The sequence below is a fragment of the Pseudomonas sp. H3_C08 genome, from assembly GCF_054669455.1.
Genome location: NZ_CP162803.1, coordinates 2,880,290 through 2,898,419 on the forward strand (window position 1 = coordinate 2,880,290; position 18,130 = coordinate 2,898,419).

General features: G+C 60.4%; 12 protein-coding genes. 6 read left to right on the top strand and 6 right to left on the bottom strand.

From position 1 onward, the window contains the following. Positions 1 to 28: 28 nt before the first annotated feature. Together cysS and AB4N74_RS13220 are read right to left on the bottom strand one after the other, a co-directional pair. Positions 29 to 1,411: a cysteine--tRNA ligase gene (cysS, locus tag AB4N74_RS13215; RefSeq protein ID WP_016986558.1), complete on the bottom strand. Its 1,383-nt coding sequence runs from the start codon at positions 1,409 to 1,411 to the stop codon at positions 29 to 31. Positions 1,412 to 1,432: 21 nt separating this feature from the next. Then, complete coding sequence (locus tag AB4N74_RS13220; RefSeq protein WP_093434212.1) at positions 1,433 to 3,130, bottom strand: glutamine--tRNA ligase/YqeY domain fusion protein; 1,698 nt, start codon at positions 3,128 to 3,130, stop codon at positions 1,433 to 1,435. Positions 3,131 to 3,379: 249 nt separating this feature from the next. On the opposite strand from AB4N74_RS13220, the gene AB4N74_RS13225 reads away from it, so the two are divergent. Beyond that, positions 3,380 to 3,886: a peptidylprolyl isomerase gene (locus AB4N74_RS13225; RefSeq protein ID WP_093434208.1), complete on the top strand. Its 507-nt coding sequence runs from the start codon at positions 3,380 to 3,382 to the stop codon at positions 3,884 to 3,886. Further along, on the top strand, positions 3,883 to 4,629 hold the full coding sequence (lpxH, locus tag AB4N74_RS13230) for a UDP-2,3-diacylglucosamine diphosphatase (RefSeq protein ID WP_095050764.1): 747 nt from the start codon (positions 3,883 to 3,885) through the stop codon (positions 4,627 to 4,629). The genes AB4N74_RS13225 and lpxH overlap by 4 nt, the downstream gene beginning before the upstream one ends. A gap of 179 nt (positions 4,630 to 4,808) precedes the next feature. On the opposite strand, the gene AB4N74_RS13235 is transcribed toward lpxH, so the two are convergent. From AB4N74_RS13235 to AB4N74_RS13250, 4 genes are all read right to left on the bottom strand, one after another. Beyond that, the gene (locus AB4N74_RS13235) at positions 4,809 to 6,338 is read right to left on the bottom strand and encodes a DHA2 family efflux MFS transporter permease subunit (protein ID WP_016986555.1); all 1,530 of its coding nucleotides are present in this window, start codon (positions 6,336 to 6,338) and stop codon (positions 4,809 to 4,811) included. 138 nt (positions 6,339 to 6,476) lie between these two features. After that, complete coding sequence (locus tag AB4N74_RS13240; protein ID WP_008082123.1) at positions 6,477 to 7,679, bottom strand: HlyD family secretion protein; 1,203 nt, start codon at positions 7,677 to 7,679, stop codon at positions 6,477 to 6,479. A gap of 15 nt (positions 7,680 to 7,694) precedes the next feature. Next, on the bottom strand, positions 7,695 to 9,164 hold the full coding sequence (locus AB4N74_RS13245; RefSeq protein WP_460100670.1) for an efflux transporter outer membrane subunit: 1,470 nt from the start codon (positions 9,162 to 9,164) through the stop codon (positions 7,695 to 7,697). Next, positions 9,154 to 9,636, bottom strand: coding sequence for a MarR family winged helix-turn-helix transcriptional regulator (locus AB4N74_RS13250; RefSeq protein WP_460100673.1), 483 nt, complete (start codon positions 9,634 to 9,636; stop codon positions 9,154 to 9,156). Before AB4N74_RS13250 ends, AB4N74_RS13245 begins: the two co-directional genes overlap by 11 nt. A gap of 221 nt (positions 9,637 to 9,857) precedes the next feature. Here AB4N74_RS13250 and AB4N74_RS13255 point away from each other — a divergent pair, with 221 nt between their 5' ends. The 4 genes from AB4N74_RS13255 (at position 9,858) to AB4N74_RS13270 (ending at position 18,118) form a co-directional block, all read left to right on the top strand. After that, a complete protein-coding gene (locus AB4N74_RS13255; RefSeq protein WP_460100676.1) occupies positions 9,858 to 10,826 on the top strand; it encodes a fimbrial protein in 969 nt (322 codons plus the stop codon). A 55-nt stretch (positions 10,827 to 10,881) separates the two neighbouring features. Further along, positions 10,882 to 13,695 carry an ATP-binding protein gene (locus AB4N74_RS13260; RefSeq protein ID WP_116030160.1) on the top strand — a complete coding sequence of 938 codons (2,814 nt, stop codon included), beginning with the start codon at positions 10,882 to 10,884 and terminating at the stop codon, positions 13,693 to 13,695. Next, positions 13,682 to 14,869, top strand: coding sequence for a response regulator cyclic di-GMP phosphodiesterase PvrR (gene pvrR / locus AB4N74_RS13265; protein WP_116030161.1), 1,188 nt, complete (start codon positions 13,682 to 13,684; stop codon positions 14,867 to 14,869). Before AB4N74_RS13260 ends, pvrR begins: the two co-directional genes overlap by 14 nt. 87 nt (positions 14,870 to 14,956) lie before the next feature. Further along, positions 14,957 to 18,118, top strand: coding sequence for a hybrid sensor histidine kinase/response regulator (locus AB4N74_RS13270; RefSeq protein ID WP_186622576.1), 3,162 nt, complete (start codon positions 14,957 to 14,959; stop codon positions 18,116 to 18,118). Positions 18,119 to 18,130 lie beyond the last annotated feature (12 nt).

Here is an 18,130-nt window from a genome sequence, read left to right on the forward strand (position 1 = left end):
GGTTTTGTTTTGAAGCCAAACACAGCAATCAGTCAGCCAAACGCCAGGTAGTCCCACCCTTGCCGTCTTCCAGCACAACACCCATCGCCGTCAGCTGATCACGAATCCGATCCGACTCAGCCCAATCCTTCCCGGCCCGTGCCGCCAGACGCGCCGCAATCAGTGCATCAACCTCAGCTGCATCAACACGCCCTTCAGCGCCCGCCTGCAGGAAGTCATCCGCCTCCAACTGCAACACACCCAACACGCTCGCCAGCTCTTTCAGACGCGCCGCCAGACCTGCCGCCGCATCGAGATCGCTCTCACGCAGACGGTTGATCTCACGCACCATCTCAAACAGCACCGCGCAGGCTTCCGGCGTACCGAAGTCGTCGTTCATCACCGTGGTGAAACGCTCGACAAACGCTTCGCCGCCGGCCGGCGCCACAGTCGGCAAACCTTTCAACGCGTGGTAGAAACGCTCGAGGGCGCCTTTGGCGTCCTTGAGGTTGTCTTCCGAGTAGTTGATCGCGCTGCGGTAGTGGCTCGACACCAGCAGGTAACGCACGACTTCCGGGTGATACTTTTCCAGCACGTCGCGAATGGTGAAGAAGTTGTTCAAGGACTTGGACATCTTCTCGCCATTGATGCGAATCATGCCGCAATGCATCCACGCGTTGGCGTAGGTCTTGCCGGTGGCTGCTTCGCTCTGGGCGATTTCGTTTTCATGGTGCGGGAACTCGAGGTCGCTGCCGCCGCCATGAATGTCGAAGGTCTCGCCGAGGCAGCAGGTGGACATCACCGAGCACTCGATGTGCCAGCCCGGACGCCCGGCGCCCCATGGCGATTCCCAGCTTGGCTCGCCCGGTTTGGCGGCTTTCCACAGCACGAAATCCAGCGGGTCCTGTTTCGACTCGTCGACTTCGATGCGGGCGCCGATGCGCAGGTCTTCGATCTTCTTGCGCGACAGTTTGCCGTAGCCCATGAACTTAGCAACGCGGTAGTACACGTCGCCATTGCCCGGCGCGTAGGCGTAACCCTTGTCGATCAAGGTCTGGATCATCGCGTGCATGCCCGGAATGTGATCCGTGGCGCGCGGTTCCATGTCCGGCTTCTTGATGTTCAGGCGCGCTTCGTCTTCGTGCATCGCGGCGATCATGCGCTCGGTCAACGCTTCAAACGATTCACCGTTCTCATTGGCGCGGTTGATGATCTTGTCGTCGATGTCGGTGATGTTGCGCACGTAGGTCAGGTCGTAACCGCTGAACCGCAACCAGCGGGTCACCAGGTCGAAAGCGACCATGCTGCGGCCGTGGCCAAGGTGGCAGTAGTCGTACACGGTCATCCCGCAGACGTACATGCGCACCTTGTTGCCATCCAGCGGCTTGAAGACTTCTTTGCTCTTGGTGAGCGTGTTGTAGATCGTTAGCACGTTATTTCCCTTGACGCTGAATCACTGGCCCCACGAATCACGCAGGGTCACGGTACGGTTGAATACCGGCTGACCTGGTTTCGAGTCCTTCATATCAGCAACGAAGTAGCCTTCGCGCTCGAACTGGAAACGGTCTTCCGGCTGTGCGTTGCCAAGCGATGGCTCCGCACGACAACCGGTGAGTACCTGCAGCGAATCAGGGTTGATGTTGTCGAGGAAACTCGCGCTGTCTTCAGCCTTCTCAGGGTTGGCCGAACGGAACAGGCGATCGTACAGACGCACTTCGCACTCGACGCTGGCGGCAGCCGGCACCCAGTGGATCACGCCTTTGACCTTGCGGCCTTCCGGGTTCTTGCCGAGGGTTTCCGGGTCGTACGAGCAACGCAGTTCGACGATGTTGCCATCGGCGTCCTTGATCGCTTCGTCGGCACGGATCACGTAGCTGCCGCGCAGACGCACTTCACCGGCAGGCTCCAGGCGCTTGTAGCCCTTCGGCGGCTCTTCCATGAAGTCGTCACGGTCGATGTAGATTTCCCGGGCGAATGGCAGTGCGCGCACGCCCATGTCTTCTTTCGGGTGGCGCGGCAGTTCGAGGTTTTCGACCTGACCTTCCGGGTAGTTGGTGATGACGACTTTCAGCGGACGCAGCACGCACATGGCGCGCGGCGCGGTCTGGTCGAGGTCGTCACGGATGCTGAATTCGAGCATGCCGAAATCAACCACGCCGTCGGAACGGTTGGTGCCAACCATTTCGCAGAAGTTGCGGATCGATTTCGGCGTGTAGCCACGGCGGCGGAAGCCCGACAGCGTGGACATGCGCGGATCGTCCCAGCCGTTGACGTGCTTTTCATCGACCAGTTGCTTGAGCTTGCGCTTGCTGGTGATGGTGTAGTTGAGGTTCAGACGGCTGAACTCGTACTGACGCGGGTGCGCCGGCACTGGCAATGCGTCGAGGAACCACTCGTACAGCGGACGATGGCTTTCGAACTCAAGGGTGCAGATCGAGTGGGTGATGCCTTCGATGGCGTCCGACTGACCGTGGGTGAAGTCGTAGTTCGGGTAGATGCACCACTTGTCGCCGGTCTGGTGGTGATGGGCGTGGCGGATGCGATACATGATCGGATCGCGCAGGTTCATGTTCGGCGAGGCCATGTCGATCTTCGCGCGCAGCACGCGGGCGCCGTCCGGGAACTCACCGGCACGCATGCGCGCGAACCAGTCGAGGTTCTCTTCCACCGAACGGTCGCGGAACGGGCTGTTCTTGCCCGGCTCGGTCAGGCTGCCACGGTATTCCTTGGCCTGCTCCGGGGTCAGGTCGTCGACGTAGGCCTTGCCAGCCTTGATCAGCTCCACCGCCCAGTCGTGCAACTGGTCGAAATACTGCGAGGCGTAGCGCACTTCACCGGACCACTCGAAGCCCAGCCATTTGACGTCGGCTTCGATCGCGTCGATGTATTCCTGGTCTTCCTTGGCCGGGTTGGTGTCGTCGAAACGCAGGTGCGTGACGCCGCCGAACTCCTGGGCCAGGCCGAAGTTCACGCAGATCGACTTGGCGTGGCCGATGTGCAGGTAGCCGTTGGGCTCAGGCGGGAAACGGGTGACGATCTGGGTGTGCTTGCCCGAGTCCAGGTCTGCCTGGATGATCGGCCGCAGGAAATTGACCGGCACGGCAGGGCCGGACTTGGCATTCGAGGTAGGGTCGACAGTGGGCTTGCTCATAGGATCCTTGACTTACATGTGCGCGGCCGCAGAGGGGGCCAGACAAAACAAAGCCGCTATCATAGCCGATGCTGTCAAGGGGCTGACAGAGCACGGCCTATAAAGGAGCGCATTTAATCGCCGGGAATTGAAAAACAGCCTCGAAATTCGCGCCTGTCACGCTAAACTGCGCACCTTGGCCCACGGGCTGAACCGGTAACGGGCGCAAATGTCCCATTGCCCACGAATTCCTTATAAAGAGTAGCGATCATGACTCAAGTTAAATTGACCACCAATCATGGCGACATCGTCATCGAACTGAACGCTGAAAAGGCGCCGATCACCGTCGCCAACTTCATCGAATACGTTAACGCCGGTCACTACGAAAACACTGTTTTCCACCGCGTAATCGGTAACTTCATGATCCAGGGCGGCGGTTTCGAACCAGGCATGAAAGAAAAGAAAGACAAGCGTCCAAGCATCCAGAACGAAGCTGACAACGGTCTTTCCAACGACAAATACACCGTTGCCATGGCCCGTACCATGGAGCCGCATTCGGCTTCCGCGCAGTTCTTCATCAACGTCGCCGACAACACCTTCCTCAACCACAGCGGCAAGAACGTGCAGGGCTGGGGCTACGCGGTATTCGGTAAAGTGACCGCCGGCACCGACGTTGTCGACAAGATCAAAGGTGTTTCGACCACTTCCAAGGCCGGCCACCAGGACGTACCAGCAGACGACGTGATCATCGAGAAAGCCGAGATCATCGAAGCGTGATATTGCTGATTTCAGACTTGCATCTGGAAGAGGAGCGCCCGGACATTACCCGGGCGTTTCTGGATTTGCTCGCCGGACGCGCCCGCTCGGCGAGTGCGTTGTACATTCTTGGCGACTTCTTCGAAGCGTGGATTGGCGACGACGCCATGACGCCCTTCCAGCGTTCCATCTGCCAGGCCCTGCGCGAATTGAGCGACAGCGGCACGGCGATTTTTCTGATGCACGGCAATCGCGACTTCATGCTCGGCAAGGCCTTTTGCAAGCAGGCCGGCTGTACGTTGTTGAAGGACCCGAGTGTCGTGCAGTTTTACGGCGAGCCGGTGCTGTTGATGCACGGCGACAGCCTCTGCACCCGCGACGTCGGCTACATGAAGCTGCGGCGTTATCTGCGTAATCCGATCACGCTGTTTATCCTGCGCAATCTGCCGCTGAGCAGCCGTCATAAGCTGGCGCGCAAACTGCGCAGCGAAAGCCGCGCACAGACGCGGATGAAGGCCAATGACATTGTCGATGTCACGCCTGAAGAGATTCCGCGGATCATGCAGGCGTTTGGCGTGAAAACCTTGATTCATGGGCACACTCATCGCCCGGCGATTCACAAGTTGCAGCTTGGTGAACAAGCGGCGAAGCGGATTGTGTTGGGGGATTGGGATCGTCAGGGGTGGGCATTGCAGGTGGATGAGAGCGGGTACGCCTTGGCGCCGTTCGACTTCGCCCCGCCGCTGGCTTTGCCGCACGGCTAAAAGCTTTACCCCCTCACCCCAGCCCTCTCCCCCAGGGGGGCGAGGGGGAAAGGGAGCCGACCGCATGCAGTTCAAAACCTGAGTTCGACTGAAGTCTGTCAGGTCGATGTATCCCGAACATCCACCACGGTCAGTCCCCTCTCCCTCCGGGAGAGGGTTAGGGTGAGGGGCTCTTGACCTTAGTGACCGGAAGCCGCTGGCCCTGCCTTGGCAGCAAACGGTGGCTTCGCCAGCCACACAATCAGAATCAACCCCATAAACCCCCAGCCCAGCAGCGTGAAGTAATCCACGGTGGAGAGCATGTACGCCTGACTGGTGAGGATCTGATCCATCTGCGCATAAGCCGACTGACTCGCCCCGCCCAAATGATTCAAGGTCTCGCGAGTCGCCGGCTCGAAGGTGCTGATGCTCTCACTCATATACGCATGATGCTGATCCGCCCGACGAATCCAGATCCACGTGGTCAGCGACGCCGCAAAGCTACCGCCCAACGTCCGCAGGAACGTCGCCAGACCCGCGCCATCGGCAATCTGGCTCGGCGGCAAGTCCGACATGAGGATGCTCAACGTCGGCATGAAGAACAGCGCCACACCAATACCCATGAACAACTGCACCAAAGCAATGTGCTGGAAGTCCACCTCATTGGTGAAACCCGCCCGCATAAAGCAGCTCAAGCCAATCGCCAGAAACGCCAGCCCGGCCAGTAACCGCAGGTCGAACTTGTTCGCGTACTTGCCGACAAACGGCGACAGCAGCACCGGCAGAATGCCGATCGGCGCCACGGCCAGACCGGCCCAGGTCGCGGTGTAGCCCATTTGCGTCTGCAACCACTGCGGCAGGATCAGGTTGATGCCGAAGAACCCGGCGTAACCGAGCACCAACACTAGCGTGCCGATGCGGAAGTTGCGGTAGGCGAACAGCCGCAGGTTGACCACCGGATGCTGGTCGGTCATTTCCCAGATAACGAACACCGCCAGCGCGATCACCGAAATCGCCGCGCCGATGATGATGAAGTTCGACTCGAACCAATCCAGGTCATTGCCCTTATCGAGGATCACCTGCAACGCACCGACGCCGATGATCAGCGTGATCAGTCCGACGTAATCCATCGGCTGACGGCTGGTTTCCACCGGACGTTTGGCCAGTTGCGAACGCACCACCATCACCGCAAAGATGCCGATCGGTACGTTGATAAAGAAGATCCACGGCCAGCTATAGCTGTCAGTAATCCAGCCGCCGAGAATCGGCCCGGCAATTGGCGCAACCACCGTGACCATCGCCAGTAACGCCAGGGCCATGCCTCGCCTCGCGGGCGGATAGACCGCGATCAACAGGGTTTGCGTCATCGGATACAGCGGCCCGGCGACCAGACCTTGCAGCACGCGGAAGCCGATCAGTTCCGGCATTGATGTGGAGATACCGCAGAGGAACGAGGCCAGCACGAACAGAATCGTGGCCCACAAAAACAGCTTCACCTCACCGAAACGGCGGCTGAGCCAACCGGTCAGCGGCAGCGCAATCGCGTTGCTCACGGCGAACGAGGTGATCACCCAGGTGCCCTGCTCCGAACTCACCCCGAGGTTGCCGGAAATCGTCGGCAGCGCCACGTTGGCAATGGTGGTGTCGAGCACTTGCATGAACGTCGCCAGCGACAGGCCGATGGTGCTGAGCAACAGGCTAGGCGGCGTGAAAGAGGCGTTATTGCTCATTGTGAATCCTATGAAACCTGATGGTCGCCGCAGCCCTGTAGGAGTGAGCCTGCTCGCGATAGCGGTGTGTCAGACCCAATTTCCTCGACTGATACACCGTTATCGCGAGCAGGCTCACTCCTACAAGGTCAGTGCAGGTCAGCGTTGCGCGGTTTTGCTCACCGCGGCGCTGTTGTCGTGGATCAGCTGCGCAATCATCGCGTCGGCTTCGGCCAGTTGGCGGTCGTAAACATTGGTGCTGAACGAGGCCTTCTGCGGCGGCTGCTGGGCCAATACCGGACCGCTCTGGTCATGCAGATTCACTTCAACGTTGGTCGACAGACCGACGCGCAGCGGGTGCTTGGCCAGTTCTTCGGCGTTGATGTGAATGCGCACCGGCACACGCTGAACAATCTTGATCCAGTTACCGGTGGCGTTCTGCGCTGGCAGCAGAGCAAACGCGCTACCGGTGCCGGCGCCGAGGCTGTCGACGGTGCCGCTGTATTTCACGTCGCTGCCGTAGATGTCGGATTCGATATCGACCGGCTGACCGATGCGCATGTCACGCAGTTGGGTTTCCTTGAAGTTGGCGTCGATCCACAGCTGATCCAGCGGAATCACCGCCATCAACGCCGTGCCCGGCTGCACACGCTGACCGAGTTGCACGGTGCGCTTGGCGACATAACCGGTGACCGGCGCGATCAAGGTGCTGCGGGCATTGGTCAGGTAAGCCTGACGCAGATCGGCAGCGGCCGACATCACGTCCGGGTGCGACGACACCACGGTGTCATCGACCAGCGCGCTGGTGGTTTTCAATTGTTGCTTGGCGTTGGCCAGGGCGTTTTGCGCCGAGGTCAGGTCGTCGCGAGCGTGGGACAGTTCTTCCTGGGAAATCGCCCCGCCCTGCGCCAGGTTCTTCCGGCGGTTGTAGTTGTCCTGGGCTTTCTGCACTTCGGCCTGCTGCGCGTTGACCTGGGCTTTCATGCCATCAACGTTGCTGTACAAGCCGCGCACCTGACGCACGGTGCGCGCCAGTTTCGCCTGGGCACTTTGCAGACCGACTTCGGCATCGTTCGGGTCGAAGTTGATCAGCACCTGACCTTCGTGAACCAGATCACCATCGTCAGCACCAATGCTGACCACGGTGCCAGTCACCAGCGGGGTGATTTCGACGACGTTGCCGTTGACGTAGGCGTCGTCAGTGCTTTCGTTAAAGCGCCCGATGAATTCGTGATACGCCCAGACGCCGGCGCAGGCGAGTGCAACGACAACGGCGAGTACCAGCAGCATGACTTTGCGCTTACGCGGGTTGCCGGTGTCCGGGGTGTTGCCTTGAGCTTGGGTATTTTCGGCAGTGGCCATGACAAGTACCTTGAATTAGTTGTGCGGCGTGGCTGGGCTGGCGTTGGCTGCGGTCAGGGTCTGCCCCTGGAAGCCGCCGCCCAGCGCTTGCATCAGTTGAATCGACAGGTCGATCTGCTCGGCATTGAGGTTGGCCAACTGACGCTGGGCCTGGAGCAATTGCTGCTCGATGCTGAGCACGTCCAGGTAGTTGCCGATGCCGGAACCGTAACGCTGGACGACGGTGTTGTAAGAATCCTGAGCAATGTCGGTGGCGTGTTGCTGCGCACCGATCTGCCGGCCGATGTCACGCAACTGGTTGATCGTGTCGCTGACATCGCCCAGTGCTTTCACCAGACTTTTGTTGTACTGCGCCACCGCCAGGTCGTAATCGGCGTCGCGCGCATCGAGGTTGGCGCGCAGGCGCCCGCCGTCGAAGATCGGCACCGAGATGGTCGGGGCAATGTTGAAGAAGCGACTGGCTGAACCGAACATCGCGTCACCCAACAAAGACTCGGCACCGGCCGAGGCCGTGAGGTTCAAGTTGGGATAGAACTGGGTTTTCGCCGAGTCGATGTCTTTACTCGCCGCTTCGACACGCCAGCGCGCGGCGACCAGATCCGGGCGCCGACCGAGCAGTTCCGCCGGCAACACCGACGGCACCGCGACAGCGCTGGCTTGCAGGACTTTCGGGCGGGCGATTTCGTTGCCGCGATCCGGGCCTTTGCCGAGCAGCACGGCCAAGGCGATTTTGGCGCTGTTCAGGCGTTTTTCCGCGTCGATCAGGCTGGCTTCGGAACTGGCTTCCAGACTTTGCGTTTGCTGGAACTGGTACTGACTGTCGATCCCGGAGCTCAGGCGACGCTGGCTCAAGTCGAGCATCTGTTTGGTGCGCTTGAGGTCTTCGTTTGCGAGGTCATAAACGATGTGCGCCTGACCGAGATCGCTGTAAGCGCGAGCCACATCAGCAGCAAGCGTCAACTGCGCAGCCTGACGATCAACTTCAGCGGCGCGGGCCTGACCGAGTGCAGCTTCCCAGGCATCACGCTGGCCGCCCCAGAGGTCGAAGTTGTAATTGAAACCGGCGCTGACGTTCCGCACGGTGGCGTAAGCATCGCCCTGCCCTCGCGGGTCTTGATCCTTGGCCAGGCGCGAACGGCTGATGCCGGCGCTGGCGTCGAGGGTCGGATAGCGTTCGGCATCGGCGGCATAAGCGGCGGCGCTGGCCTGATGGGCGCGGGCTTCAGCGATCTGCATGTCCGGGCTGTCGTGCAGCGCTTCGCGGATCAGGCCATCGAGTTGCGGATCGCCGAGGCTGGTCCACCAGTCGCTTTTCGGCCACGCGGCTGGCGACAGGGTCACGCCGGTGAGGGATTGGCCGACTTTCAGGTTTTTCGCATCAAGGCTCGCACCCGAAGTGTCGAGACCGCTGTAGTTGGCGCAGCCGGCGAGGATCATCGCCGACAGCACCAGGGTCAGGCTGCTGCGCAAGGTTTTACCGCTCATTGTGTTCACCTAACCGCTGGATAGTGATCGGGTCACCGGCTGCCAGCAGGATTTTCTTGAGGATGTATTCCAGGGTGTTCAACTCGTCCGGAGTGACGGCGCCGGCCAGTTCATTCATTGCGTCGGCGCCGATGTGCGGCAGGCGATCGGCCAGTTGCTGGCCTTGCTCGGTCAGTTTCAATTGCACCTGACGGCGATCGCCTTCGCTGCGCTGGCGAGCGAGGAAGTCTTTCTGCTCCAGACGATCGAGCATGCGCGTCATCGAACCGCTGTCCAGCGACAGATGCCGGCAAAGCTCGGCCGGGGTATCGACGCCGTACTGGGCCATGATGATCAACACCTTGAACTGCGCGGCGGTGATGCCGTGGGGTTCCATGTGGGTGTCGATGATCCGGTCCTTGAGCAGCGCGGCACGGCCAAGCAACAGGCCGAGATGGCAGTGTTTGAATTCGTCCGGGGTGAAATGCTTCATTTGCTCACCTAATAACTGCCTAGGCAGTGAATGTATGTCGAGATGTTACTGCCTAGGCAGCGAATGTCAACGCAATAGTTAGGAGGCTTGGTAGTTAGTTGACCAGTGGAGTGGGTTTTTGTGTTGCATGGGCGACCGCATTCTAGGAATCGCCTGATGTCCAGGCTCGAGTGCCGTGGCTAACGTACGCCGCTCATCGGCCGACACGTAAAGCCCTACTAATGAAGCGTTTCAAACTCCACCGCCCGCTCCTGCTCTCTATCGCAGTCACTCTGTTTGCCTGCGCTTCGAACGCGATGGCCGGCAGTTGTGTGGTAGTCGACTCAAAACTCGACACGCTCAACTTCGGCGCCAGCCTGGCCAGTTCAACCCTGACCATTCCTGCCGACACACCCAATGGCACCGTGGTTTATCAGGACACCGTGCAGTCGACCGCTCACATCTGGAGCTGCTCAAAGACGTCCATGTTCGGCATTCTGATGAATCCGAAATTAGGCACCGCCAGCAGTATGGAAACTATTTTTCCATTAGGCAAAAGCGGGCTTTCCTATCGCGTCTGGTTCACCGCGCTAAACCGCTACCAATCAGCGCCGCAGGCCATCGCGCCCAACACCAGCTATGGCTTCGGTGCAAACTCGGTGCGCCTGGAAATCGTCAAGACCGGCGAGCTGGCGTCGAAAGTCAACATCGATGCGGGGTATCTGGGCAGCCTGCAGGACGATGATCTGATCCTGAAAAAACTCAACCTGATGAACCCCATCGTACTGAACGCCGCCTCCTGCGAGACACCTTCCGTCCCGGTGGCCATGGGCGACGATTATCAACTTCATGAATTTCGCGAAGCCGGCGCCAAGCCGCGCACGGTGCGCTTCGATATCGCCCTGAACCAATGCCAGACCGGCATCAAGAAAGTCACCTATTCGCTCAAGGCCAACACGCCAGTGATCGACGCGACCAAGGGCATCGTCGCACTGAATGCCGGGTCCACCGCCAAAGGCATCGGCCTGCAAGTGATGAATGAAGCGGGCCAGCCGATCGCTTTCGACACGACCTACCCGTTCGATGCTTTCAACACCACCGGGCTCAACTTCAAGATCCCGTTGTCAGCCGCTTATTACCGCCTGGGCAATGAAGAACTCAGCGCGGGCAGCGCCAATACCGAAGTGACTTTCATCGTCAATTACTTGTGAAGTCTTTAAGAATCGTCTGATTTTCGCCGCCCCCGGCCACCCCTACTGTGCCGGCATGCGATTGAAGAATTACCTCCACCAGATCAGCCCGGTCCTGTCCACGCCCCATGCTGCGCGACGTTTGTTGCGCATTTTTGCGTGGGTGTTGCTGGTGGGCATCCTCGGTGGCGTGTACAGCTTTCTGCTGTTCACCTTCAACAATGAGATCTCCCAGCGGCGCAGCTACATGAGCAGCGCCATTGCCGAGGCGCATACGTTTTTCACTACGCGCGAGGCGCTGCTGGAAAGCCTGAGTTTGTCGGCGACTCGGCAGACTGCGTTAAGCGCGCCGCTGTCCGAAGAGGAAATTCGACTGTTGCTCGGACAACCCCCGGGCAAGCAATGGAGCATCTGGCTGACCCAGCGCATGCGCGACTACCTGCAGGCGCGCAAACTGAACCTGCTCTACGTCAGCAGCGGCGCCAAGGTGCAGGTCTGGCGTCTGTACAACACGACGCCCATGGCCGGCGATTTTCCGCGTGCGATGCTTGATCGCCTGGAAACCCTCAAGCGTGACAACACCAGCGCCCTCAAAGAAATCTGGCTGACCCACAATTCGCAAGGGCACTCGCAGCTGTACATTTTTATTCGTCTGGATGATCGCGACCTCGATTCCGGCTGGCTCGGTCTGGAAATGGACGACCGCGAAGTCTCCAGCGCATTGAGCGACCATAGCGCCGGCGAGTTCACCATGTTCAACTCGCAAGGCATGCCACTCTTCAGCAACAGCCACAAGCCGCCGCCCGGGCAGGATCTGCCGCTGTTGCGCCAACAGGATTTCTTCGGCTTCGTCGGAGACGGCTGGCTGCCCGAGCAATTGGTGTTGCGCAAACAGCTGAAATCGTCGGACTGGCAGTTGACCTATTCCATCGACTTGCTCGCAGTGTTGTGGGCGTTGTGGCCACAGATGCTTGGCGCGCTGGCCTTCTGCGTGGCCAGTATCAGCTTGGTCTGGCTGCTGATCCGGCGTCTGGAACATCGCTTCATCATGCCGACCCTGCAACGCATTCAAGCGTTGGTCGAAAGTGAGCTGTTCAGCCGCGACGTGATCCAGACCGCGCCAGTGGCGCTCTGCGTATTACGCCGCAGCGATGCTCAAGTGGTGCTGGAAAATACCCTCGCGCAGCAATGGCTGGGCGCCTGCAGCGAACAACTCGGCCCCGGCTGGATCCGGGCTGCATTCGCGGAAAACGCGCCATGCCTGACCGACTACTTCGAGACCGCCGACGGTCGCCACCTGTACCTGAGCTGCGCGCCGACCCGCTACAAGGGCGAAGACGTGTTGCTTTGCGCCTTCAGCGACATCAGCGCACGCCGACAGATCGAAGCGGCGCTGGAGCAGGCGCGCCAGTCGGCCGATGCCGCCAACGAAGCGAAAACCCTGTTTCTGGCGACCATGAGCCACGAAATCCGCACGCCGCTGTATGGCGTGCTCGGCACTCTGGAGTTGCTCGCTCGGACCCGGCTCGACGCTCAGCAGAAAGGTTACTTGCGAGCGATCGAAGGATCGTCGGCGACCCTGCTGCAATTGATCTGCGACGTGCTCGATGTGTCGAAAATCGAGGCCGGGCAATTGGCGCTGGAACTGAGTGATTTTTCCGTCGTGGCGCTCGCCCAAGAAGCCGTTCAAGGATACGCGGCGGCGGCACAGAGCAAAGGCTTGCAGCTGTACGCCTGCTTTGACCCGCAATTGCCCGACAGCTTGATCGGCGATGTCAGTCGCTTACGGCAGATCCTCAATAATCTGTTGAGTAACGCGGTCAAATTCACCGATTCCGGGCGCGTGGTGTTGCGGGTCAAAGTGCTGACCCGCGAAGGCGAACGCGTTTGCGTGCAATGGCAGGTCTCGGACACCGGGCGCGGGATTGCCCACGCGGATCAGGCCTTCATCTTCGAACCGTTCTACCAGACCCAAGGCAACAGCCATGAGGTTGCCGGTACCGGGCTGGGCCTGCCGATTTGCCTGCGCCTGACCCATCTGATGGATGGCACCCTGCGCATGGTCAGCGAGCCGGGGCTGGGCAGCAGTTTTTCCCTGACCTTGCCGCTGGAGCAGCGCTCGGGTAATGCGCAGCCTGAGGGCAAGGCGAAGCTCGCGGCCGATACCGTTTACGTGGTGTCGCCAGTGCGCGAGCTGGCCGAAAGCCTCGCTGGCTGGTTGCGCCGCTGGGGCGCTCTGCCGCATATCGGCGCACCGGCCAGCCACGACGGTGCCGACGATGGCGTGTTGCTTGAGTTGTGGCCTGCGCCGATGGAACAGCGCCGAGAACTGCGCTGGGCAGGGCCACGTATTCTGGCGAGCGGCGATGGCGCGTGGGAGTCGCTGAGCAAAGGCGACGGCTGGCTCGTCAACCTGAACGATCTGGCCGCGATCCGCCAGGCGGTATGCCAAGCGCAGGGCGGTCCCGTCATCGAGCATCAACACCCCGCTCAAACCCAGGTGCTGGCGGCGTTACACCTGCACATCCTCGTCGCCGAAGACAATGCGATCAACCAACTGATCCTGCGTGACCAATTGCAGGAACTGGGCTGCACGGTGACGTTGGCCAGCGATGGCGAAGAAGCCTTGTCACTCTGGCAGGACGACAGCTTCGATGTCGTCCTGACTGACGTGAACATGCCACATCTCAACGGCTACGAACTGGCCAAGGCCCTGCGACACCTGGGCTGCACCACGCCGATCATCGGCGCCACCGCCAACGCCCTGCGCGGTGAAGAGGCGTTGTGCCTGGCCGCCGGCATGAATCACTGCCTGATCAAACCTTTCACGTTGCGAGCCTTGTCGACCGCACTGGCTCCCTACCAACGAGTCGCCGATGAAGTCCTCTAGCCTACTGATTGTCGAAGATCACCCATTTCAGCATCTGTACTTGCAGAACCTGTTCAATGCGCTGGGCGTGTTCGATCTGGAATTTGCCCGGGACGGCGAAGAAGCCCTGCACCGCCTGCAAAATCGCGAATTCGATCTGGTGCTTACCGATCTGTTGATGCCGGGCATGGACGGCGTGCAGTTCATTCAGGGCCTCGCGATGCAGAAATCGCGCCCGGCACTGGCGATCATGAGCGCCGCCTCGCGGCGCATGCTGATGGGTGCGAGCCTGGTGGCGAGCAATCTGCAGGTGAAGGTCATCGGGCTGATTTCCAAACCGGTCAACAGCGCGGCATTGCACTGCCTGATCGAGCAGTTGCAGGCGTTGCGTCAGGACGCGCCTGTTGCCGCGCATACCGGTATTGATCGGCAGAGCATTTTGCGCGCGCTGGACAACGGTGAGCTGCAAGCCTGGTTTCAACCCAAGAAGGCGCTGGACAATGGCCGCATCGTCGCCGCCGAAGCACTGGTGCGCTGGGTGCACCCCGAACATGGCATGTTGTTACCGGGGTTATTTCTGCCGGTGCTGATCGCCCACGACCTTGAAGAACATCTGCTCTGGCGCATGCTGGAACAGGCGATTGCCGCCCAGGCAATATGGCGCCAGCAAGGCTATGACATTCCGGTGTCGATCAATCTGCCCACGCACTTGCTCAACAGCCACGACCTGCCCGATCGCATCCTCGCCTTTGTCCTGCAACACAACGGTCTGCCGGCGCGGATCTGTTTCGAGCTGATGGAATGCTCGGTGCCCGACGACATCAGCAATTTCTACGCCGGAGCCTGTCGCTTGCGGATCAAGGGTTTCGGCTTGTCTCAGGATGATTTCGGCAAAGGCTACAGCGCCTACATGAACCTGGTGTCGGCGCCGTTTACCGAGCTGAAAATCGACCGTGCACTGGTCCAGGGTTGCAACAGCAACGCCGAACTGGCGCAAGCGCTGACCAGCATCGTCACCCTGGGTCGGCAACTGGGCCTGACGGTGGTGGCCGAAGGCGTGGAAACCGCGCAAGAACTTGCTCTGTTGCGTAAGATCGACTGCACTCAGGTTCAGGGTTTCCTGATTTCCCACGCAGTGTCTTCGGAGCAGTTCCAGCAGTTGCTCAGCCACGACGGCCCGGCGAATGTCTGGTGACCGGCACAATGCAGTGGACAATCACCACTTGCCATCGAGGCCATCCATGTTCACTCGCGTAATCACTTTCTTTGACCGGGCGTGTTGATGCCGCATCCCAATGCCTTGCTGGAAAAACTCGCCAGCAGTTCACTGCGCCTGAACAAGGGCTTGCTGATCCTCGGCGCGCTGGTTTTGCTGTTGCTGGGCATCAGCTATCTCGGCGTGCAGCGCATGGTCGAAGAACAGCGCGATACCATGCAGTTCCACTTCGCCCGGCTGATGGAAAACATTCGCGAGCAGGAAGCGTTTCTCGGCGATATCTCACGGGCCAGCGACAAGGGCGAGTACTTCCCGGAAACCGTGGCGCCGCCGGTGGTGCAAAAGCGTTTGCCCGAAGAAGGGCCGAACATTTATGAAGGCCGTGGGCTGCCGTTCTCGCTGCCATTCAGCGTCAAGATCGATCCCGAGCGAATCGCTCCCAGCCAACACCCCAAGGTGTTTGCCCTCGGCAGCTATCTGGCAGCGTATTACAGCGCCTTCTGGGCGGCCTCGCATTACCAGTCGCCGCAGGTGATCCTGCTCAACGGCCCGGACAATTTCGATATCGCCGTGCCCGCCGCCGGTCGTCTGCGAGGTGCGGGGCCAACGCAAATCAGCACCTTCGTCGAGATCATGACCCAGAAGAATCTGCAACGGCGCGCGCAGACTTCAGCGCAAGTGCAGTGGGCGCCCTACCCGTTCGCTGCGGACGACAACGTGACGCCGAGCCTGCTCGCTTATGTACGGATCAACCTGAGCAAACCGACGCTGACCATTGAAGGGGCGAATTCCTGGGTAGTGCTCGGCTCGCTGCTGAAGCTCTCGCAAGTCAACAATATCGAGCGTTTGATGAAATGGTCGATCTACGATGACTTCACCCTGATCACGCCCAGCGGCACAGTGTTGATCGGCGAACTCAAGCCTGATCGGGTGCTCAATGAAGGCGCAAACCTGACCCGCGACGGTCTGGTGTTCAAGCTGAGCAGCCCCGGTGAACGGCACTGGACGGCGATCTATGTGATCAGCGTGCAGAGTTTTCTCGATTACGCATTATGGCCATTGCTGTGTCTGCTGGGCTTGGTGCTGGTAGTGCTCGGCAGTGGCCGAGCGCTGAATCGCTGGTACGCGCAACGGGTGATTTTGCCCGCACAAAGTGCCCACGCAAGCATCGCCGAAAGTGAAGCGTTCAGCCGTGCGGTCATCGATACCGCACCGACCGGCCTGTGCGTGATCAGCCGTCGTGATCATCAGGTCTTGCTGGAAAACCAGCGCGCCCAGCAATGGCACGACACCCAGGAATTGATCAGCCTGCTCGAACAACAAGGCGCGACCGGCCATGGCCACGCGGAGCTTGAGATCGACGGCCGGCATTTGCACGTGGCCTTCATCGCCACCCGTTATCAGGGCCAGGACGCGTGGCTGTGTGCGCTGCACGATGTCACCCGCCATGTCGAAGATGCAGCGGCACTGGAAGTCGCCCGTCAGGCGGCCGATTCGGCCAATCAGGCAAAAAGCCGTTTTCTGGCAACCATGAGCCATGAAATCCGCACGCCGCTGTATGGCGTGCTCGGCACCCTGGAACTGCTTGGCCTGACCGATCTCGCGCCGCGTCAGCAGGCCTATCTGGAAACCATTCAGCGCTCGTCCGCCAGCCTGTTCAAACTGATCAGCGACGTGCTGGATGTGTCGAAAATCGAGGCCGGGCAGATGAACCTTGAGCTTCAGCCGTTCTGCCCGCTGGAGCTGACCGAAGACGTGGTGCGCAGCTACGGCGCGTTTGCCCGAGGCAAAGGTCTGCAACTGTACGCCTGCATTGATGCGGCATTGCCGGATCAACTGCTCGGTGATGCGCAACGCATTCGCCAGATCCTCAACAACCTGCTGAGCAACGCGATCAAGTTCACCGATAACGGGCGCGTTGTGGTGCGCGTTGTGGTGCTGCAAAGCACTGGCGGCCGCGCCGAGGTGCAGTGGCAGGTCAGCGATTCCGGCGTGGGTATTTCCCAGGCACAGCAAGAGCAATTGTTCGACCCTTTCTATCAAGTCAATGAAGCCGATAGTCATGCCGGTGCGGGTCTCGGTCTGGCCATTTGCAAATGGCTGTGCGAGTTGATGCATGGCGAGTTGAATGTGGTCAGCGAACCGGGCCTGGGCAGTCGCTTCAACCTGCAACTGGCGCTGGATTGCGCGCCGGGCAGGCTCGCCGATTGCCCGGCCTTCGAGGCCGGCAGCGCCGCCGTTTACGTGCGCGCACCGGTCGCCGAACTGGCGCAGCATCTGCTCGGCTGGCTGCACCGCTTTGGTCTGGATTGCCGTCTGGTGACGCACGAGTTGCCGTCGTCTTCCGCGCTGCTGGTGGATCTTGCGCCGCTGACCCACGCCACGGTTTTCGATGGCCAGCGAATCGTCGCAATACCGGGCGGCCCCAACCCGGCACAGATCAGCGGCAGCGGCTGGCAGGTCGATGCCGACGATGTGCGCGCGATTGGCTGGGCGATCGCGCTGGCAAGGCACGACGCCCATCAGCGGCGCGTACCCTCGCAGCAGGAAAATACCCGAGCACTGAACCTGCGCGTGCTGGTGGCCGAGGATAATGTGATCAACGCAGCGGTCATCCAGGAACAACTGGAGGCACTAGGCTGCTCGGTGGTTGTCACTACCAACGGCGAACAGGCGCTGGAGCGATGGGCGCCGGGGCGCTTCGATATGCTGCTGACCGACGTCAACATGCCGATCATGAACGGCTATGAGCTGACCACAGCCTTGCGCGAACAGGATGCAACGCTGCCGATCATCGGTGTTACCGCCAACGCCTTGCGCGAAGAAGGCGAACGCTGCGCCGCTGTGGGTATGAACGCATGGATGGTCAAACCGCTGAACCTGGCGACGCTGCGCGCGCAACTGCAAAGCCACTGCCAGATTCCGATCGCGCAGGTCGCTGACATCCCGCCAGCGCTATCGCCGAAGATGCGCGAGCTGTTTGTCTCGACACTGCACAAGGATATTCAGACCACCCTCAGCGCGCTGGATGCCGCCGACGCCAACAGCGTCGCGCAGCAACTGCACAGCATGGCCGGTGCGTTGGGTGCGGTGCAGGTCGAGGCGCTGGCCCAAGCTTTCGTTGCACTGGAATGCCGCCTGACCGGCATGTCGGTGACTCCCGCGCTGGCCGTAGAGGTTCGTCAACAACTGGCGCGCCTGACTGACCTGCTCGACGCCCTTGAATAATTTCACTCTGGA